20 protein-coding genes are annotated in these 20,920 nt (G+C 33.8%); 11 read left to right on the top strand and 9 right to left on the bottom strand.

Annotated features, from left to right (window positions below; genetic code table 11):
* Positions 1-8: 8 nt before the first annotated feature.
* On the bottom strand, positions 9-989 hold the full coding sequence (locus tag Q0951_RS05590) for a transporter (RefSeq protein WP_299335273.1): 981 nt from the start codon (positions 987-989) through the stop codon (positions 9-11).
* 235 nt (positions 990-1,224) lie between these two features.
* Between Q0951_RS05590 and Q0951_RS05585 the strand changes: the two genes are divergently transcribed.
* From Q0951_RS05585 to Q0951_RS05565, 5 genes are read left to right on the top strand one after another with little or no spacing between them, the layout of a single operon-like run.
* A complete protein-coding gene (locus Q0951_RS05585; RefSeq protein WP_299335271.1) occupies positions 1,225-1,503 on the top strand; it encodes a DUF4834 family protein in 279 nt (92 codons plus the stop codon).
* Positions 1,504-1,534: 31 nt separating this feature from the next.
* Positions 1,535-3,967, top strand: a complete 2,433-nt coding sequence (locus Q0951_RS05580; RefSeq protein ID WP_299335269.1) for a YfhO family protein — start codon at positions 1,535-1,537, stop codon at positions 3,965-3,967.
* A 21-nt stretch (positions 3,968-3,988) separates the two neighbouring features.
* Positions 3,989-4,510: a hypothetical protein gene (locus Q0951_RS05575; protein ID WP_299335268.1), complete on the top strand. Its 522-nt coding sequence runs from the start codon at positions 3,989-3,991 to the stop codon at positions 4,508-4,510.
* Positions 4,511-4,561: 51 nt separating this feature from the next.
* Entirely contained in the window at positions 4,562-5,839 is a 1,278-nt protein-coding gene (locus Q0951_RS05570) for a glycosyltransferase family 4 protein (protein ID WP_299335267.1), read from the top strand.
* Entirely contained in the window at positions 5,839-7,299 is a 1,461-nt protein-coding gene (locus Q0951_RS05565) for a lipopolysaccharide biosynthesis protein (RefSeq protein WP_299335266.1), read from the top strand. The genes Q0951_RS05570 and Q0951_RS05565 overlap by 1 nt, the downstream gene beginning before the upstream one ends.
* Positions 7,300-7,389: 90 nt before the next feature.
* Here the strand turns inward: Q0951_RS05565 and Q0951_RS05560 are convergent, their stop codons facing one another.
* Entirely contained in the window at positions 7,390-8,664 is a 1,275-nt protein-coding gene (locus Q0951_RS05560; protein WP_299335265.1) for a hypothetical protein, read from the bottom strand.
* A gap of 168 nt (positions 8,665-8,832) precedes the next feature.
* Between Q0951_RS05560 and Q0951_RS05555 the strand changes: the two genes are divergently transcribed.
* Positions 8,833-9,426, top strand: coding sequence for an aspartyl/asparaginyl beta-hydroxylase domain-containing protein (locus tag Q0951_RS05555; RefSeq protein ID WP_299335264.1), 594 nt, complete (start codon positions 8,833-8,835; stop codon positions 9,424-9,426).
* A 90-nt stretch (positions 9,427-9,516) separates the two neighbouring features.
* On the opposite strand, the gene Q0951_RS05550 is transcribed toward Q0951_RS05555, so the two are convergent.
* Entirely contained in the window at positions 9,517-10,200 is a 684-nt protein-coding gene (locus Q0951_RS05550) for a hypothetical protein (RefSeq protein ID WP_299335263.1), read from the bottom strand.
* A gap of 210 nt (positions 10,201-10,410) precedes the next feature.
* Here Q0951_RS05550 and Q0951_RS05545 point away from each other — a divergent pair, with 210 nt between their 5' ends.
* Complete coding sequence (locus Q0951_RS05545) at positions 10,411-11,505, top strand: DUF3667 domain-containing protein (RefSeq protein WP_299335262.1); 1,095 nt, start codon at positions 10,411-10,413, stop codon at positions 11,503-11,505.
* On the opposite strand, the gene uvrA is transcribed toward Q0951_RS05545, so the two are convergent.
* The gene (gene uvrA, locus Q0951_RS05540; RefSeq protein ID WP_299335261.1) at positions 11,502-14,291 is read right to left on the bottom strand and encodes an excinuclease ABC subunit UvrA; all 2,790 of its coding nucleotides are present in this window, start codon (positions 14,289-14,291) and stop codon (positions 11,502-11,504) included. The genes Q0951_RS05545 and uvrA overlap by 4 nt on opposite strands.
* 231 nt (positions 14,292-14,522) lie before the next feature.
* Between uvrA and Q0951_RS05535 the strand changes: the two genes are divergently transcribed.
* Positions 14,523-15,107: a sigma-70 family RNA polymerase sigma factor gene (locus Q0951_RS05535; RefSeq protein WP_299335260.1), complete on the top strand. Its 585-nt coding sequence runs from the start codon at positions 14,523-14,525 to the stop codon at positions 15,105-15,107.
* 241 nt (positions 15,108-15,348) lie between these two features.
* On the opposite strand, the gene nth is transcribed toward Q0951_RS05535, so the two are convergent.
* A complete protein-coding gene (nth, locus tag Q0951_RS05530) occupies positions 15,349-16,008 on the bottom strand; it encodes an endonuclease III (protein WP_299335259.1) in 660 nt (219 codons plus the stop codon).
* A 35-nt stretch (positions 16,009-16,043) separates the two neighbouring features.
* On the opposite strand from nth, the gene bcp reads away from it, so the two are divergent.
* Positions 16,044-16,499 (top strand): thioredoxin-dependent thiol peroxidase, encoded by a 456-nt coding sequence (gene bcp / locus Q0951_RS05525; protein WP_299335258.1) that lies wholly within the window; start codon positions 16,044-16,046, stop codon positions 16,497-16,499.
* Positions 16,500-16,597: 98 nt separating this feature from the next.
* Here the strand turns inward: bcp and Q0951_RS05520 are convergent, their stop codons facing one another.
* Positions 16,598-18,049 carry a TonB-dependent receptor gene (locus Q0951_RS05520; protein ID WP_299335256.1) on the bottom strand — a complete coding sequence of 484 codons (1,452 nt, stop codon included), beginning with the start codon at positions 18,047-18,049 and terminating at the stop codon, positions 16,598-16,600.
* A 94-nt stretch (positions 18,050-18,143) separates the two neighbouring features.
* On the opposite strand from Q0951_RS05520, the gene Q0951_RS05515 reads away from it, so the two are divergent.
* On the top strand, positions 18,144-18,905 hold the full coding sequence (locus Q0951_RS05515) for an MBL fold metallo-hydrolase (protein WP_299335254.1): 762 nt from the start codon (positions 18,144-18,146) through the stop codon (positions 18,903-18,905).
* Positions 18,906-18,907: 2 nt separating this feature from the next.
* A complete protein-coding gene (locus tag Q0951_RS05510; protein WP_299335252.1) occupies positions 18,908-19,411 on the top strand; it encodes a hydrolase in 504 nt (167 codons plus the stop codon).
* Here the strand turns inward: Q0951_RS05510 and Q0951_RS05505 are convergent, their stop codons facing one another.
* From Q0951_RS05505 to Q0951_RS05495, 3 genes are read right to left on the bottom strand one after another with little or no spacing between them, the layout of a single operon-like run.
* A complete protein-coding gene (locus tag Q0951_RS05505; RefSeq protein WP_299335250.1) occupies positions 19,412-19,945 on the bottom strand; it encodes a GNAT family N-acetyltransferase in 534 nt (177 codons plus the stop codon).
* Positions 19,946-19,947: 2 nt separating this feature from the next.
* Positions 19,948-20,586 (bottom strand): alpha/beta fold hydrolase, encoded by a 639-nt coding sequence (locus Q0951_RS05500; RefSeq protein ID WP_299335249.1) that lies wholly within the window; start codon positions 20,584-20,586, stop codon positions 19,948-19,950.
* 3 nt (positions 20,587-20,589) lie between these two features.
* Positions 20,590-20,919, bottom strand: a complete 330-nt coding sequence (locus tag Q0951_RS05495; protein WP_299335248.1) for a hypothetical protein — start codon at positions 20,917-20,919, stop codon at positions 20,590-20,592.
* Position 20,920: the final 1 nt, after the last annotated feature.

The following is a 20,920-nucleotide window of genomic DNA, read 5'->3' as shown; positions in this document are numbered from 1 at the left end:
TGTAAAGCTTAAAGATTTCCGTCATCGTCAAAATCATCTGTTCGTTTCTTTTTGCCTTTCTTTTTTCTTGGTTTTCTATTATCAGCATCGTTACGAGAATTTCCATTATCAATCTCTTTATCTACATGAAAATCAAAGCGATAAGACATTCCGAAGTTAACACTAAAAACCGATGGTGTGTCTTTTGTGTTGAAGGTTAGTGCTGTGTCCAACTGGAAATCCTTACTCCAAAGATATGCGCCTCCAAATCTAAATAAATTATCGGCATAGAAATCACTTGAAATGCCTTGGGTTTCACCAAATATGACCCATTGAGGACTAAATGAATGGGTAAGTGTAATAATATACTGAAAGTCTGAAAAATCGGTTCCTATTCTATCTAAAACAAAGTTTGTCACAAGCACCCAACCACCAGAGAAATTATTTTGAGTGGCTAACATGACCTTCGGACTAAACCCTTCAATTCCAGGACCAGTGTACGGATTATTCTTTGCATCAAAATTAGCACCAGCATAGACTGCTACTGCAGGAATGAGTGATTTCCATTTAAAGGATCTATTGGCACGGTAACTATAGAGGTTTGGTTTGTCTTCTTCAGCATTTTTATATGGATCATAAACCAGATATTTGGCACCAATTGTAAAATTTTTAAAATTAGAACGTTTGTCTTCTGAAGGGATTACCGAACGGTTATCAGTAAATGTATCATTTTGATAGGTTCCTTCAATATTGATCTCTAAGGGTTCAAAAAGCAATCCGTATCGAGCAGAAAAATCTATTCCAAAACCAGAGACTTCATAATTTAGAGGTGTGTGCTTTTCATTTAAAATGTATGGACCAACTTCTAGTTGTGCAACGTTGGTTCCAACAGAAAAGGCACTTCTTGATACACCAGGTCTATTTGAATTGATCACTTCAGTATACTGGGCAAAGGTTAACTGTGTGATTAGCAAAGCTGTAAAGAATAGAACTCTTTTGATAAGATTCATAGGTTATCGGTTTAAGTCAAATATAGATATTTTATACCATTTATCCTTATGGATTTTTGGCAAATGAAAATCTCCCACATCAATATTGAATCACAAAGATTTTCTCTTAACATAAAAGAAAAAAATGCTATTTTATTGTTTTTTGTCCTAATAATAACCAGAATTAAGATTTTTTTATGTCACCAAACAGACCTTTTAAATACATATAATTGTATTTTTGAATAAAATTAATTTAATGTTACAAGCAGCGTCATTAACTGGTTTTTTAAGAACCATTCTCATTATTCTTTTAATTTATTACGGAATAAAGATTCTGTCTAGGATATTTGCGCCTTATTTGGTACGCTATATGTCAAAAAAAATGCAGCAAAAATTTGAGGGTCAGTTTGGTCAGCAACAACAGCAGACTCAGCAGCATAAGGAGGGAGAAACGGTTATCGATAAAATACCTAATAGAAATTCATCTTCAAATAAAAAAGTAGGAGAGTACATAGATTACGAAGAAATTGACTAATTTTCGACTCAATTGAAAGTCAATCACTCTTATGCAATTTTCATTTAAAAACGTATTACCACATCTTCTGATTTTATTGGGTTTTGTGGTTATTTCCTTGGCATATTTTAGTCCTGTTCTTCAAGGGAAACAGATTATGCAAAGCGATATCAAGCACTATATTGGTATGGCTCAGCAACAAAAGGAGTTCAAAGCTAATACTGGCGAAGAAACCTATTGGACCAATAGTGCATTTGGAGGTATGCCAACGTATCAATTAGGAGCTAAATATCCACACAATTACATAAAAAAACTAGATTCTGTTTTGCGGTTTTTACCGCGTCCTGCTGATTACCTTTTTATTTACTTTATAGGGTTTTATATCTTGTTGCTCTCATTAAAAGTAGATTTTAAATTGGCTGCTTTAGGAGCTTTAGCCTTTGGATTCTCAACCTATCTCATTATTATCCTTGGCGTAGGTCATAACAGTAAAGCACATGCTATTGCTTATATGCCATTGGTCTTAAGTGGAATTGTTCTCACCTTTAGGAAAAAATATATACTTGGCTTTCTAATCACTGCAGTTGCACTAGGGTTAGAGATTGGTGCCAACCATTTTCAAATGACCTATTATTTGATGTTGTTAGTACTTGTTCTTGGTATTACTTATTTCATTGACGCTTATAAAAAGAAAGTATTACCCCATTTTTTTAAATCGGTTGGTCTCATGGTCGTTGCGCTTATACTTGCTATTGGCCTTAATGCAACAAATATCTTGGCAACCCAAGAGTACGTAAAAGAAAGTTCTCGTGGCAAATCTGAATTAACTATCAATCCTGATGACTCTCCAAAAGAAGTCTCCTCTGGATTAAACAGAGATTATATCACAGAATATAGCTACGGAAAAGCAGAAACATTCAACCTTTACATACCACGACTTTTTGGTGGAGGAAATACTGAAGATGTAGGCAAAGATTCCGAAATTTACCAATTCTTCAGAAAATTAGGTGCAACTCCTACTCAGGCATTACAAGAGGCTAGAAATACGCCAACCTATTGGGGAGATCAACCAATTGTTGAAGCACCAGCTTATGTGGGAGCTGTGGTTATTTTCTTGTTTGTGTTTGCATTATTCTTGGTTAGAGGTCGCTTAAAATGGTGGCTTGTAGGTGGAACTATTTTATCCCTTTTATTATCCTACGGAAAGAATTTACCGTTTCTAACCGATTTCTTTATTGATTATGTGCCATTATACAATAAGTTCAGAGCTGTAAGTTCTATTCAGGTCATTTTAGAGCTATGTATTCCTGTATTAGCAATTTTTGGATTAGTTAGGCTTTTTAACGATTTTGATAAAGATGAGAAGAAACTAAAAGCACTTAAAATATCAGTAGCTATTGCTGGAGGTTTGGCTTTGATATTCTTAATATTTAAATCGGCATTATTCGACTTTGTTGGTGCAAATGATGGGTATTACCGACAACTTTATGGTGAATATGGAGAGGGCTACATTGAGGTGTTGCGAGAAGAAAGACGTGTATTTTTCACTCAGGACACACTACGAACATTGATTTTAGTACTCTTATCTGCAGGAACGATTTTTATGTTTTTGAAAAAGAAATTATCTGAAAATGTAGTCATTGGTATTTTTGCCATACTTATTTTATTTGATCTTGTGGGTGTTGACCGTCGTTATGTTAATACTGAAAACTTCGTATCAGCAATACAGGTTAATAAACCTTATCAAGCTAATGCAGCAGATAAGGAGATTATGCAAGATGATGGACATTTCAGAGTATGGGATATTTCGAGTCAAGGAAGAACTATGCCAGCTAAAGCAGCGTATTTTCATAACTCGCTTAATGGATATCATGCGGCTAAATTGAAACGTTTTGACGAGTTATACGACTTCCATATTTCCAGAAATAATATGAATGTATTGAATATGCTCAATACCAAATACATTATAGCTGAAGAACAAGGCCAAATATTTCCTTTTGTTAACGAAGATGCCAATGGTAATGCCTGGTTTGTGAAGGAACTTGAGAAGAAAGAGTCTGCTAATGCCGAAATCAAAGCTCTGGATAGTTTGCAAACTTCTGTAAAAGCTATAACAACAGATGAAAACTTAGTTTCGAAACGCTTTGTAACAGATTCAACATCTAGGATTGTATTAACCGATTATAAACCGAACTATTTAAAATATAAGTCCGCAAATACTTATGATGGGTTTGCTGTTTTTTCTGAAATATACTATGGAAATGGATGGCAAGCGACTATAGACGGACAAGAAGTACCAATACAGCGTGTGAACTATGCATTACGCGGACTCGAAATACCTGCAGGTGATCATGAGATCGAATTCAAATTTGAACCTCAAGTGGTACAAACCGGAAGTACTATCGCTCTTGGGAGCTCTATTGCTTTTGTTTTGTTGTTGATTGCTGGCTTATGGTTTGGATATAAAAAGTTTCCTAACACATAACACTCACAAATTATTGAATTTATGAAAAAGATTTTGTCAATCTTATCTTTGTTAGTATTGATAAACTGTGGTAGCGTAAATAAATATACACAGTATGAGCATATTATTACAGAAGGTAAAGGCATTGACTCTTTTCATATCAACACCATTAATGCAACAGATGTAAAGCATAAACTTGGTAAAGACTACGATCTTATAAAACATAAAGATTATAGTTTTCAGATTGTATATAAGAATTTGGGAATGTCTTTTTATTACATGCAAAATGATCCAGAAGAACAAATTTTCTTAATTAGTTTTAAATCTCCATTTAATGGCAAAACATCAAAAAATATTGTGCTTAATAAATCCACGATGATTGATGTTGTAAATGCTTATGGAAAGCCAGAATGGTTTACTTGTAACGGCTGTGATACTTGGAAGGCAGAGTACGACGGAATTTATTTTGAGGTTGAACGCGATAAGTCTTTACCTCAATACCCCTTAAACGAGGACGTTCACATCAAAAAGAAAATTATTGGTATCAACATATCTAAAGGTTAAATTAGATTTTTTCAACATTAAACAATTATAAGTTTCACAAAGAGGCACTTTATGCAAAAACAAATCCTCATCATCACATACTATTGGCCACCAGCTGGAGGTCCAGGCGTTCAGCGATGGTTGAAGTTTGTTAAATATTTGCCAGAGTTTGGAATAGAGCCCATTGTCTATTGTCCTGAAAACCCAAGTTATCCCATAGTTGATGAGAGTTTATTGAATGAGATTCCTGAGGACGTTAAGGTTATAAAACAGCCTATTAGTGAACCTTATCGTTTTGCAAAGATACTTTCAAAACAAGGAGCAAAACAAATCAGTTCAGGTGTTATTCCGAAGAAAAAGAAGCAATCCCTCATTCAGCGTTTGATGTTATATGTTCGTGGAAATTTCTTTATTCCAGATGCACGAAAGAATTGGGTGAAACCATCAGTAGCTTTTCTAAATAACTATATCAAAACCAACAATATTGATACGATAATAACTACTGGTCCGCCACATAGTTTGCATTTAATTGGTTTTCATTTAAAGCAACAACTAGGAGTGAAGTGGTTAGCCGATTTTAGAGACCCATGGACCACAATTGGATATCATAAAGCATTAAAACTGACCAAGGCTTCCGAAGCAAAACACAAGCAATTGGAAACTCAGGTATTGCAACAAGCAGATCATATCATTGTTACCAGTGAGAATACGAAACAGGAATTTATATCAAAGACAAAACAATCAATTTCGGTGATTACGAATGGTTATGACAATCATCATGTACCAAAACCATCAAAAGATAAGAAATTTACTTTAGCCCATATTGGATCCTTATTATCAGAGCGAAATCCCAGACAACTATGGGAAGCCCTAAGTGAACTAATTGATGATCGAGACGATTTCCGGAGTGCATTTCAGCTCAAACTTATAGGTGTAGTGAGTGAAGAAGTATTACAATCCATGCATGCTTTTGGTTTGGAGCGTTACATACATAATTTAGGATATGTATCACACGACGAAGCGATACAGCAACAAATGGCTTCCCGAGTTCTACTTATGGTAGAAATTGATTCTGAAGACACTAAAGTTATTATTCCTGGTAAATTATTTGAGTATATGGCATCAGCTACACCAATTATAGCTGTTGGCCCAAAAGGTTCTGATGTTGAGCCGATTTTGAGACGCACAAATACAGGTCATTATTTTTGTTATGATGAGAAAGAACTAATTAAATCTCAAATTTTGTTGTATTTTGAAGCATACAAATCTGATTCATTGGTTGTAAATGCTATAGGGTTAGAGCAGTATAGTCGAAAATCGCTAACTAAAACCTTGTCTGAAATTATCTAATGGGAATTGTCGTTAATCAATCCTTAAAAAACACCATTACTACTTATTTAGGTTTTGGAATAGGAGCTGTAAATACACTTTTTTTATATACCAATTTCATCACAGATGAGTATTATGGATTAGTGGCTTATATCTTATCTGCAGCAAATATTATGATGCCACTTGTGGCTTTTGGAGCCCACAATACTATAGTTAAGTTTTACACGAGTTTCAAGACTAAAAATTCATTGAACAGCTTTTTAACATTGATGCTGTTTTTACCATTGGTATTATCTATTCCAGTTGCTATTGTTGGGTATTTGGCATATGATGTTATTGCTGATATTCTGTCTCAAAAAAATGAAATAGTAAGAGGTTACTTGTGGTATATTTTTATCACTGCACTGTCTATGGCTTATTTTGAAGTGTTTTATGCATGGATGAAAGTACAAATGCAAACCGTTTTTGGAAACTTTATGAAAGAAGTGTTCCATAGAGTTGGAGCCATGATTCTGTTGTTTGCAGTGTTTTTCAAACTGATTACTATTGATCAATTTCTTGTGGGAATTGTTGGTGTGTATGTTTTTAGGGCATTTGTTATGATGTTGTATGCGTTTTGGAAGCGATTGCCTGTATTTAGGTTCAATAAGATTGATAAACTAAGTTCAATTTTAAAGTATTCTTCTCTTATCATTATTGCAGGTTCGATAGCTACAATTATTTTAGATATTGATAAATTCATGTTAAACAATTATCTGGACATAGAAACGATAGCCTATTATAGTGTTGCTGTATTTATTGCTACAGTCATTGCGGTTCCGCAACGAGCTATGCACCAGATATTATTACCGCTTACAGCTAAGTTTTTAAATGAAAATAATCAGGTAGAGCTTAAAGATCTTTATCAGAGAAGCTCCTTAACACTTTATATCATTAGCGGATTTATATTTTTACTTATTATATCTAATATCAATGCTTTGTATGAGATTATTCCTCCTGAATTTAGTGGTGGTTTGGTAGTTGTGTTTTTGATCAGTATCGCAAAGCTTTATGACAACCTCTTAGGTAATAACAATGCCATTCTATTCAATAGTGATTACTATCGTGTGGTACTATTTTTTGGAGTTATTTTAGCAGTTTTAGCTATTGTTTTAAATTTAATTCTCATTCCAATATATGGTATTAATGGTTCAGCAATCGCTACATTTATTGCTATAGTAGTTTACAATTCAATAAAGGTATATTTTGTAAAAGCAAAATTCAATATGCTTCCTTTTACTTCGGAAACCTTAAAAATGACTTTAGTACTAATTGTTTTGGTGTTTGGATTTTACTTTTGGGAGTTCCCATTCAATCCGTATGTAAATATCACACTGAAATCGTTAGCTCTAGGAATATTATACACAGTAATTATTTACAGGCTTAATGTGTCTGAAGATATTTCAGAAGCGATTAATACGTATTTGAAGTTAAAGCGTTAGAAAAAGGTTTAAATGAGAAAGTCCCATAAGGTGCTTTGAGGCATACTGCTTATGGGACAATCTACTAACCAACCAAAAAATTATATATTGTTACGAACGAGACCTTGCTCTTCCTGATCTTGTACTTTTTGACGACGTTCTAGAACTAGATTGTCTAGCTGAAGACTGTTTTCTACTTCTTGACTGTGATACAGTTTTTGAAGATCTGTTGCTTCGTTTGTTACTAGATATACGAGTATTTGATGTATTTGGTTTTCTTACACTCGCATTTTTTCTAACCGTTCTTGTGGTCGTTTTATTATTAGACACAGCTCTAGTGGATTTGGTCACATTTCTAGAGTTAGAATTTGATCTAGAGTTGCTAGTCTTCACTCTTACGCCTCTGTTAGTTCTAGTATTGGCTTTGCTATTATCTCTAATAGCTCTGTTGTTACCAGGTGTTCTTGTTGTTGTATTTCTTCCATCTCTAACAGTTCTAGTATTAGTTCTATTATCTCTTGAGGTTCTTGTAGTAGCACCTCTATTAATCCTTGAATTATCTGAACCAGATGCTAAAGCTCTGTCGTTACCACGTCTTGTAGAGCTCGCTAAATTTCTATCTCCTCCACGTCTTGTTGTAGCTGACTGTACATATCTTTCATTAGCTCTACGACCAATTGTTGAAGCAGTTCCTCTACGACCATTAGTTCTTACAGGCTGTCTGTAATTATCTCTATATGGTCTGTAATACGTATGTCTAACAGGTGTATAAAATTGTCTGTAAGGTCTTGAGTATACAACACAATAGTTTACAGGAGGCACTACGTAATACTGATGCCATGGTCTAAACACATAGGCTCTGTTGTATATGTTGATAAACCCAGTACAGTGAGAGAATGCTCTATATCTGTTGTAGTGTATGTATAATCCACCCAATCGAGTAATTCGACCAAAACCATTGTAGTTAATATTTACATTTCCTACTTGAGTTACACGACCATAATAATCGTAAAAAATTGGTGTATTCTCAATTTGAATAATAGCTCCAAAATCGTCATACTGTACGTACGGATTATAGTCAAAACCAGTATTAAAACTAATTGATACATTTGGTGTACTAAATCCTACATTAACATTCGGACCGTAATTTGGCATGTAGAAATCAAATTGACCATCTGGAAAAATAGAGAATTCTATTCCGCCTTCAACAAATATGAAAGAATTGCCATAACCTCTAACATAGTTGTGTAATGAATTTGATTCTACTGTGTTGGTGGTTGTTGCATTTACTGATGTTCCTACCAGTAATAACAGCACAAAGAGTGATATTAATCTTTTGCTTGCGCTATTTGCATTGCTTAAGTGTTTGTGAAACTTCGTTTTCATAATTGTAAGGGTTTTTGATTACACTTTTAATAAAACAATTAGCGTGCCAAAAAAATATTGTTAGGTGTAAACCCCTTCATATAAAAAACATAAAAACAGGTAAATCTACCCATATAGAAAAGCTTCAGGACTGGTAATTTAGTAGCACATTTAAATTTAACGAAACTTATGCATATTGTAAGAGAATCTCAAGTAATAACTGATCGTGTTAAATTACCATTGCATTTTGATGCTAAACGACTATTAGAGGAGTATCAGGAATTACAGCTCAATAATTTTGAATATTATAATGTGATCCAATTGCGAGCACCTGCTCATATTGTTGATCCATCATTGCCTGTTCCTCCACCAGCAGACGATTATGCTGATGGCTCATGGACTGATTGGTCAAATACATCAGAGTTAGAACGTTCTCCTTATTTAAAGGCAATTATTGAATCATTTAGAGAGCTAACCGATGTGACTTTAGTACGCTTATTAAGATTAGCTCCTAAATCTGAAGTGAAGGCTCATACAGACCCTACTCTTGGTCTGGAGGTTGAAAAATCGGTGATTAGATTAACGATACCAATAGTTAACAATGAAGGTGTTGTATTTTATTTGAACGAAAAGCCAGTTCCAATGCAACCAGGTGAATGTTGGTATTTAAAACTTACAGATATACATCAAGTGGTGAATTCTGGTGATACCGAACGTGTAAATTTGACAATTGATATGGTGCCTAATGAGAAACTCAGAGCTTTGATTGAAGAAAGTTGTTAGAACAAAAAATCCCGAAGGCTTGGGGAAGCGCAACGGGATTTTATATATGTTCACTAATCAGGTGAACAACCAATCAAAAAAATCAATACATTAATCTCTATCTATTTTCATTCTTTTATGCTTTTTTACTTTACCATTTTTTCGGTAGTAGTAAAAGTCGTCGTCATAATTTCCATCAAATCCAAAGTTGTCATATTCATTGCCTCCAACTCCAGATCCTACACCACAGTTTAAATTTGCATTATAATGGTTTACAATTCCACTAACATGGACGATTTCTCCCCAACGGTTATAGTTCACTCTTAATCCACCAACTTGACGAAGAAATCCGTTTCTACGTTGATAACTCATATATACAGAACCTACTCGTTTTATTCGTCCGCGTCTGTCATAATTGATAAAAACATTACCAATTCGTCTTACTTTTCCATTGCTATCATGAGTAATGATAACACCTCTGGATCCAGAAGTGCCGTAATGAGCTCTTCCAACGGTTCCAGGTGCACCATGAGTAGTATTTACAGAACCTCTTCTAGTTCTTGAGTTTCTGTAGTAGATGTCTGAAACGTTGTTGTCGATTTCTGTATTGAAATCAAAACTTCCGTCAGGAAAAATTAAAAATTCTACACCACGCTCAATGAACACTATTGGTTCTGCAAAACGATAGCGTGAATTATTAAAATCATGTCCTTGAGTTGCAGTGATAGTTTCTGCTGCTGATACAGTTGTTAATCCCATTAACAAACCTGTAAATAATAGTACTAGTTTTTTCATAGTATTAAGGTTTTAGATTTTGCCTACTCATAATTGTAGCTTTTCGGCCTACGCTATTTGTTATGATTTATCCAAGATGCGTGCCAAAATTTTAAATCATACAATATCAGGTGTTTATGTGTTTTTTTTAGAGCCGAAAATTATATTGTGCTTATATAATTGGTGTGAATTTTATTTTTTTTAAATTTATATAACCAATTAATCCTTTCAATGGCAAAATCCAATGTACCTGAAACAATAAAGCCATTAGCGTGCAAGAATTGTGAAAAACCAATGAAAGAGCACTATGAATTTTGTCCGCATTGTGGGCAAAAAACAGATGAGGATTTAACTTTGGGTGTGTTGTTTTATAACACAATTAGCAATTATTTTTCTTTTGACGCCCGATTTTTAAAAGGCTTTATTCCATTGATGTTTAAGCCAGGCTTTCTGCCAAATAAATTTATTGAAGGCAAGCGTTTATTGTATTTACATCCAGGACAAATGTATTTGTTCATTTCTGTAATCTTCTTTTTTGTTATTTCATTTAGTACTAGAGAACTTGTGCTGGAGGCTGATAAGATCAATGATAAAATTGTTAAATCTGAAGTAATTAAAACTGAAAAAGACACTTTGAAACCTTTGGATTCTGTTCAAATTGAAAAGCTAATGAAACCAATCAAAGACAATCAAAAGGTGCTTGGTTTGAAAGATGAGGATATTAAAATGGCCGATTCTATTTTGAAAACAGAAAAAGCAAATTCAAATAACTTCAGAAAATCCTATGATTTTGATAAGAATAAGGTCGATTCTATGATAGCAGCAGGAGCAGAGAAGGATGTCATATTACGTCAAATGGGAATGTCTGAAGATCCAGGGTTTATAGAGCGTCGTTTTTTTGAAAGGATGCTGAGTTTGGTAAAGGGTCAGGGTGCAGGATCCATTTTACAGGTCTTTTTTGATAGTATTCCTATTGCTATGTTTTTCTTGCTCCCGTTATTTGCTTTCATTCTGAAAATATTCTATTTCAATAAAGGCAAATATGCCTACCATTTGGTATTTAGTTTTTATTTTTTCTCCTTTTTATTTAGTGTTTTTAGTATCCTTTTTGCAGTTAACAGATTTATATATGACATTCCTGATTGGATTGATTGGCTTATTGCTTTGTCTACCTATTTGTATTTTTTAATTGCGTTGATACAATTCTACAAGCAAAATTGGTTTTTAAGCTGGATAAAAAGCGGTGTCATTTCTTTTGTGTTTTTACTCTTTGTGATACCAACTGCGGGAGGAATAGTATTAGCATTTTCATTTTTAACGAGCTAATATGAAATCTTTTCTTTCAGAAATTGTCCAGTAACGGATGCTTTGTTTTTTACGATGTCTTCAGGTGTACCATAAGCTACGACTTGTCCTCCACGATTTCCACCTTCAGGACCTAGATCAATAATATGATCTGCACATTTTATAAGATCTATATTGTGTTCTATAACAATGATAGAGTGTCCTTTTCCAATCAAGGCTTGAAATGATTTCAATAATTTTTTAATGTCATGAAAATGTAGTCCTGTGGTTGGTTCATCAAAAATAAAAAGGGTATTATCGCTTTTGGACCCTTTTCCGAGGAAAGAGGCTAGTTTGATACGCTGTGCTTCACCTCCTGAAAGGGTAGAAGAACTTTGACCCAGTGCCACGTACCCTAAACCAACGTCTTGAAGTGGTTGCAACTTATTTTTGATTTTAGCAACGTTATGAGTATCAAAAAATGCAATAGCATCATCAATGGTCATGGTCAAAATATCATCAATGTTTTTACCCTCAAAAGTAACTTCTAAAACTTCTTTTTTAAAACGTTTTCCATTGCATGTTTCACAGGTTAAATGCACATCTGCCATAAACTGCATTTCGATAGTTACTTCGCCATCACCTTTACAGGTTTCACAACGTCCGCCATCAACATTAAAACTAAAATGTTTAGCTTGATAATTACGGATTTTACTCAGTTTCTGATTTGAAAATAAGGCTCTAATATCATCATAGGCTTTAATGTAAGTCACAGGATTTGAACGAGAGGAACGACCAATTGGATTTTGGTCAACAAACTCAATATGTTTGATGGTTTTAAAATTTCCTTTTAGTTCTGTAAACTGTCCTGGTTTATCTCCAAATCCTGTAAGTTGTTTTTGAATAGCAGGAAATAAGATTTTCTTTACCAAAGTACTTTTCCCACTACCAGAAACACCAGTAACAACTGTTAGCATTTCTAAAGGAAAGACCACATCTATATTTTGAAGGTTATGCTCTCTGGCTCCAATAATTTCTATTTGATATTTCGATGTCCTCCTTGTCTTGGGAATTTCAATCTGTAATGTCTCATTAAGATACTGAGCTGTCAGAGATTTTGATTTTAAAATATCTTTAAAAGTTCCTGTAGCTACAACTTCGCCACCAAATGTTCCAGCTTCAGGACCAATATCGATAATTTCGTCGGCAGCTTTCATAATGTCTTCATCATGTTCAACTACAATCACAGTATTGCCAAGATCTCGGAGTGCTTGTAAAACTTTAATTAGTTTTTCGGTATCCTTTGGATGTAGTCCAATACTAGGTTCATCTAAAATATACATGGAACCTACCAGACTACTTCCCAGAGAAGTGGCAAGGTTGATACGTTGGCTTTCACCACCAGACAAGGTATTTGATTTTCTATTAAGGGTCAAGTAGTCCAGTCCTACATTACTCAAAAAAGACAATCTGTTATTGATTTCTTTGAGTAATCGTTCAGCAATTTTTGTATCGTAATCGTCTAATTCTAACTGTTTGAAAAAATTTGCCAATTGATCCAGAGGCATTTCTACTAAGTCAGTAATTGTTACATTATTAATCTTTACGTAATTGGCTTCTTCTCTTAATCGCTTTCCCTTACATACATTACATTTTGTCTTTCCGCGATAGCGAGATAACATAACACGATTCTGAATTTTGTAAGCTTTAGACTCTAATTCTGCAAAAAAGGAATTCAAGCCCTCAAAATATTGATTGCCATTCCATACCAATTGCTTTTGATCTTTAGTAAGTTCGAAAAATGGTTTGTGAATTGGAAAATCAAATTTATGGGAGTTATTTACCAGTTGATCACGATACCAACTCATACTTTCACCTCTCCACGGAAAAATAGCATTTTCATAAACTGATAGTCCAGTATTTGGGATTACAAGATCTTCATCAATACCAATAACATCTCCATAGCCTTCACACTTTGGGCAAGCACCATAAGGATTATTAAAACTGAACAAATGCGGATTTGGCTCAAGAAAGGTCATGCCATCCAATTCAAAACGATTATTGAATTCTGTACGCTTTTGATCTGATAGCGATTCTATGATACAAGTACCTTTTCCTTCAAAAAATGCAGTTTCTATGGCATCAGCTAATCTATTGTAAAAATCATCTTCATGTTTAACAATAATTCGGTCAACAACTAAAAACACATTGGTTTTTAAGTCATTTTCAAGAGCATCTTCAATTCTTAAAACGGTTTCTTTATGCTGAATTCTGGCGTATCCTTGTTGTTTTAATACACTTAACTTGTCGGCCATTGTTCTACCTTCTTCTAATATAATAGGAGATAGGAGCAATAGTTTTTCACGATCATCAAAAGATTTGACAAGGTCTAATACATCTTTAGTTCTGTGTTTCTTTACCAATTGACCAGAAATAGGAGAGTAAGTCTTTCCGATTCTGGCAAACAATAATTTTAAATAGTCATAAATTTCAGTAGAAGTTCCAACAGTAGAACGAGGGTTTGTACTATTCACTTTTTGCTCAATGGCTATAGCTGGAGCAATTCCTTTAATAACATCAACTTTTGGTTTATTGAGTCGACCCAAGAATTGTCGTGCATAACTCGATAAGCTTTCTACATAACGGCGTTGTCCTTCAGCATATAAGGTATCAAACGCTAAACTAGATTTTCCAGAGCCTGATAAACCTGTGATAACCACTAGTTTATTTCTAGGAATCACAACATCAATATTTTTTAGGTTATGCAATTTTGCACCTTTTATAATGATATTTTCTTTTGGATTTAGGTCTAGAATGTTAGTGTTCATAGGAGTTTTAGCGAATAAGAAAGTGCAAAGATACGCCTTTTATTGAAGCTTAGAAAATGGATTATTGCTGATTAAAATGTTAAAGTTTGGTGTTTTTTTTTGGAATTTCGGAATGATTGTTGTTATATTTGAGACATAAACAGTTAAAACATAGTTGCCTATATAATAATATTACTTTAAGACAAATTAACCCCAAGCTAAGATTAATTCTTTGCATTTAAAGTAATTATTATGAGACACGAACTTATCACAGACGCTGTTTTAGTTAAGAACTACATGAATGGAGACGAAAGTGCTCTATCTGTCCTTATCCATAGACACAAACAAAAGATTTACAGTTTTATTTATTCAAAAGTCTTTGATAGAGATATCACCGAAGATATTTTTCAGGATGCCTTTATAAAGGTCATCAAAAATTTAAAATTAGGTAAATACAATGAAGAAGGTAAATTTTTACCTTGGGTAATGCGTATCTCACATAATTTAGTGATTGATCATTTCAGAAAGAATAACAGAATGCCAAAATTTGATAATTCTGGTGATTTCAATATTTTCTCTGTATTGGGTGATTCGTCGTTAAATGCAGAAAAGAAATTAATCAAAGATCAGGTAGAATGTGACTTACGTCGTCTTATCGAAGAACTACCAAATGATCAAAAGGAGGTGTTAGTGATGCGTATGTATAAAGATATGAGTTTTAAAGAAATCTCTGATAGAACAGGTGTTAGTATTAATACAGCATTGGGAAGAATGCGTTATGCACTAATTAACTTAAGAAAAGTAATTGATAAGAATAATATTATTTTAACGAATTGATACAATAAGTTGAGTTTTGTTGCGTTTATGTGATTATAACAAACTAAAAAACGTAAAATGGCAAAACTTTACTCAGAATGTCCCCAAAAACAAAACAACCTAAACCCAAAAGAAGAGACAGTGGATTTTCTTTTGAATTATTCAAAGGCTTTAAGTGTTATACATTGTAATAATTTGAAGTTTGAAGCACTTCAAAACTAAATTTGAAAAAATCCTGAATCGTTAGTCTTCAGGATTTTTTTTATTTCTTTTTTGAAGCGTGATAGGCTTTTAAAACTGAGGCTCTTCCTATAGTTTTAGTAATAATATCTTTTTCCAAATCCCAGCCTCTGGCAGGTGAATATTCTCGTCCGTACCAAATAATCTGTAAATGTAAATCATTCCATAGGTCCTTCGGAAAGAGGCGTTTTGCATCCTTTTCGGTTTGAACTACATTTTTTCCATTAGTCAGATTCCAACGATACATCAAGCGATGTATATGTGTATCTACAGGAAATGCTGGAATACCAAAAGCCTGAGATAATACTACAGCAGCTGTTTTATGACCAACAGCAGGAAGTGCCTCTAATTCGTCATAAGTCTTTGGAACTTTTCCATCATGTTTATCTATAAGAATATGAGATAAGCCATAAATTCCTTTACTTTTCATAGGAGAGAGGCCAACTGGTTTGATAATCTCTCTAATCTCTTCTACAGAAAGCTTGATCATATCATATGGATTATCTGCTTTTTCAAACAGAAGTGGTGTGATTTGATTGACACGCACATCAGTGCTTTGAGCTGATAATAATACAGCAATGAGTAATGTGTATGGATCTTTGTGCTCTAAAGGAATTGGTATCTCAGGATATAATTCTTTTAACGTATTAATAACAAAATCTACCTTTTCTTGCTTCGTCATAAGTCGTATTTTTACAGAAACCAAAGTTAGCAATTATGACAGAATTAAAAGTAGGAGATAAGGCTCCAGATTTTTCAGCAAAAGATGAACAAGGAAACACTATTTCTTTAGCAGATTACAAAGGGAAGAAATTGGTTGTTTTTTTCTATCCTAAAGCGAGTACTCCGGGATGTACTGCCGAAGCTTGCAACTTAAATGATAATTATGATCGTTTTAAAGCTCAAGGTTATGAAATTTTAGGTGTGAGTGCTGATAGTGCTAAAAGGCAGTCAAATTTTAAAAACAAGTATGGGTTCCAATATCCTTTATTGGCAGATGAAGATAAAGCAGTAATTGAAGCATTTGGAGTTTGGGGACCTAAAAAATTTATGGGAAAAGAATACGATGGTATTCACAGAACAACTTTTGTAATTGATGAAAATGGCATTATCGAAGACGTGATTACCAAGGTAAAAACTAAAGAACATACAGCTCAAATACTCTCTGAATAATCTTTAAATTTTTTTACTAAAAAGATTTGCAATTCGTAACAAATAGAAAAAGCCGCATGATTATCATGCGGCTTTTTATTGTTTAATATTTAAAATATTTAATCTCCTAAATGCACTTGTTCAGTTTCGCATCCGAAGAGACTTTTTTCTTTTATAAGTTTAGCAACACCTTCTGGCAACATTGTTTCCCAGTTTTCTTCACTGTTAGCAATCATTTTCAGAACGGTTCTTGAGAACACAGTCAATATAGATTCGTCATATTCTGTGATATCCACAACCTTACCATTGTATTTGAAGAACTTGTAAAGTTCTTTCATTCTTGGATGCACCTTTAGATTTTCACTATTTGTAATAGTGCCATCATCATTCTGCATTGGATATAAATAAACACGTAGATCTTTGAAGAATAATTTTCCGAAGGCTTCTAAAATACCACCACTTAAATGACGATAATATTTTTCATCAAAAATGTCCACAAGATTATTGACACCCATGGCAAGGCCCATACGACTCTTAGTATATTGAGAGAAATATTCAACAAGTTTGTAATATTCTTGAAAGTTAGATATCAATACTGTTTGACCTAGTGAGCAGAGTAGTCTCGCACGATCCATAAAATCTTGCTCATCAATTTCTCCTTCAGCTCTAAGGTTAGACAGTGTGATCTCAAAAATAACCTGAGTTTTATCAACGTCAACCTTATTCTCTTTAATAAACATGTCATAAGATTTCTTGTACATGTCCATATTCACTTTAGTTACAGGTCTGAAGCTACCACGTAAGGCTAATATGTTCTTTTTATAAAGTACTCTGGCAGGCAATACATTATTACCATCAGGAGCAAACATGACAGCATCTGTCATTCCATTCTTCACGAGTTGTAAACTCATCAAACGGTTGTCTACATCCTCAAATACAGGGCCAGCAAAATTGATTGTATCAATTTCTACCTGGTCTTTATCCAGATGATCATATAAATAGCGTAATAATTTTTTAGGTTCGTTATATTTATAGAACGCACCGTAAATAAGATTAGTTCCTAAGATTCCTAAGGTTTCTTGTTGCAATCTCGCATCATTTTCTTTGAAGCGAATATGTAAAACTATTTCATTATAACCTTGTTTTGGATCAACCTGATACTTGATACCAACCCAACCATGACCTTTATACTTTTTTGCAAAATCGATTGTTGCAACAGTATTTGCATAGGCAAAGAACATTTTATTAGGATGAGTTTCTCTTAATATTCGTTCTTCCACAAGGTTAACCTCATGATCTAACATCTTGCGCAAACGTGCTTCAGTTACATAACGTCTATCATCTTCTATACCATAAATAGCATCACTAAAGGCTTTATCATAGGCAGACATCGCTTTGGCAATTGTTCCAGATGCACCACCAGCTCTAAAGAACTGACGAACAGTTTCTTGTCCTGCTCCAATTTCCGCGAAAGTACCATAAATATTTTCATTTAGGTTGATTCGTAAACATTTCGTTTTTAACGAGGGAATCTCTTCAAACTCTCTATCGCCTTTTAAGGTTATTTCCATCTTTAAGTCTGGGTTTTGTCAACAAGACAAAGGTATTAAAATAGGTCGGCAAACTAAAAAAATAAGTTTTATTTTTGCTTTAAATTAATAAGCATTGAAAATTACGTTTTTAGGCACAGGTACATCGCAAGGAATTCCAGTTATTGGAAGTGACCATCCTGTGTGTCAAAGTGATAACCCAAAAGACAAGCGTTTACGAGTATCTGTTTTAGTGGAGTGGGACAATTTTACTTATGTGGTAGATTGTGGTCCAGATTTTAGACAACAGATGCTAAGAGCCAATTGCAGTAAGATTGATGGTGTTATTTTTACACATGAGCACGCCGATCATACTGCTGGATTAGATGATATTCGTCCGTTCTATTTCAGACAAGGTGATATTCCATTTTATGCCCATAAACGTGTTTTAGGAGAATTAGCGAAACGTTTCGACTATATTTTTACTACTAAAAATAAATATCCAGGTGTACCTACTGTTATTCAGAATGAAATAACAAACACTCCTTTTTTCCTCGGAAACTTGAAAGTTATTCCTATTAATGGCTATCATCACAAGCTTCAGGTGTTTGGTTTTCGTTTTGGAGACTTTGCGTATTTAACAGATATGAAAACTGTAGCTGACCAAGAGGTTGAAAAATTGAAAGGGGTTAAGGTGTTAGTTGTAAACGCCTTGAGAGAGACTGAGCATATTTCACATTTTAATCTTGAAGAAGCTTTAAATTTTATTGACGAAGTACAACCAGAGACGGCATACCTTACACATATTAGTCATTATTTAGGTTTTCATGATGACGTACAACAAACATTACCAGAAAACGTTTACTTAGCTTACGATAACTTACAAATAGAACTATAACTATGAAGAATAGAATTTTTATGTACTTGTTTATTTTTACATTTTTACTTGTAATCTTTCAGTATGTGAACTCCAAAAATATTATTGAAGATTATGATAAAAAGCTCACAAATTACATGGAAATGAATGCAAGTCTCAAAGATTCTATAAGATTAATAGAAGACAATAAGGCATTGGATATGTATACATTTAAGTTTGATACCAATGACGATGCTATGATCTATTGGGAAAAGCAAGGCTTCCAGATTTCAGAGTTTGTACCGTTTATCAAAGATGAGCTGATGAACCTCAATATTTACGACACTGAAGACCATCCATTGGTACCTTATGCATCAATGACTGATAAAAAGATGCTAATCGATCAAATTAGAATGCTTAACCACAAATGGATTATAGCAAGTTTTACAGATGGAACGTATTGGGGCGAAATGTTATTGACTTATGAGATTGAAGATAGAAAGAATTTAAAGTTCAGAGTCGTGGAGTCTACTATATATCAGCCTTAATCAACTTTTTTGTTGAAGCCATGTGTTTCTGTTGATGCTAAACACATTATAACCTTTTACACATTTTTCAAAGGTCATACCATTCTTTTTTGCTACAATTTCAGAAGCTATATTATCCACATGCATCATAGACATAAGATTGTTTGTGAATTCATGTTCAAAGCAAAACTCTTTACATTTTATTGCAGCTTCCTGAGCGTACCCATTTCCCCAATACTTAGGAAGAATAGAATAGCCTACTTCTAAACGTTCTTCATCTTCAACAGTTTGAATAAGGAGTCCGCACTGTCCAATAAAATCACCAGTAGTTTTATCAATAAGCGCATTCATACCACCAAGTCCGTTTTCATATCTATGAAATACTTTTTTAAACCAAAAGTCGCATTGCTCTCTTTGTGTCATGCCTTCAGGCATACCTAGAAATTTATCTACGTTGTTCTCTTTAAACAATGGTAGCCAGAGATTGTAATCTTGTTTAGTAACCAATCTAAAGTTTAAGCGTTGGGTAGTTTGCCCTGTGAGCAGATATTTCATATTTAGATTCTTTTCTCGAGCCAGCTTCTAAATTCATAGAAGTTTTGAGGAGCTACACCATGACCAACAGGAAATTCAGAGTAGATATGTTTGATATTGAGTTGATTTAAGAATTTTGGTGCTTTTCTAGCCCAATCTACTGGAATTACTTGATCAACACTTCCGTGGGAGCAATAAAAATCCAGATGCGAATAGTCTTTATTGAGGTCCTCTGAAAGCATATCTTCACTCACATATCCGCTTAAGGCAATGATATTTTTTACTTTTTCTGGATAAGTAAGTGCTACAGCATAGCTCAAAATAGTTCCTTGACTAAAACCAAGAAGTGTTACGTTGTCTTTATTTACAGGGTATTTAGCACAAGCTTCATCAATAAAATCTGAAATTTTATCTCTAGAATCTATAGCTTGTTCAACATCATTCCATTTATTTTGTTGGGCATCAAAATTGATAGCATACCAGGCATTTCCAAATGGTTGCATGGCGTATGGCGCTCTCAATGAGATGATAAATAATTCTTCAGGAAGTTCTTGAGCAAAAGAAAAGAGGTCGTTTTCATCACTGCCATAACCATGACACATAATGAGTAAAGGCGCATTATCTTTTAATGACGAAGGTTTTGTTAGATGATATAAACTCATAGATTACTGACCAATTGATGAAAATATCTTTTGAAAGAATGGTCCTAAAATTGGTACCTCATTCATTTGTTTTCCAACTGCACCAAATATGCCATATAGGAATAATGCAATAAAGAAGATCCAGAATGACATTGAAATCATCCAACTATCAAAAGCACCAATAAAATAACCCAAGAACATTTGGAGTAACCATAATCCCAAAGCTTGACGTACATGAAATGATACGAGTGGATTACGTTCTTCACGATTCATATAAAAAGCAATAAGTGTTCCTATGAGTGTGATATAAGCTACAATTGCATAGCTATCAGTATTATTTGAGGTGTTTTGCATT

The sequence above is a fragment of the uncultured Psychroserpens sp. genome, assembly GCF_947501425.1.
In the GTDB taxonomy this organism is placed as follows: domain Bacteria; phylum Bacteroidota; class Bacteroidia; order Flavobacteriales; family Flavobacteriaceae; genus Psychroserpens.
Note: the sequence above shows the minus strand (reverse complement) of the source record. Positions and strands in the feature narration are given on the sequence as shown.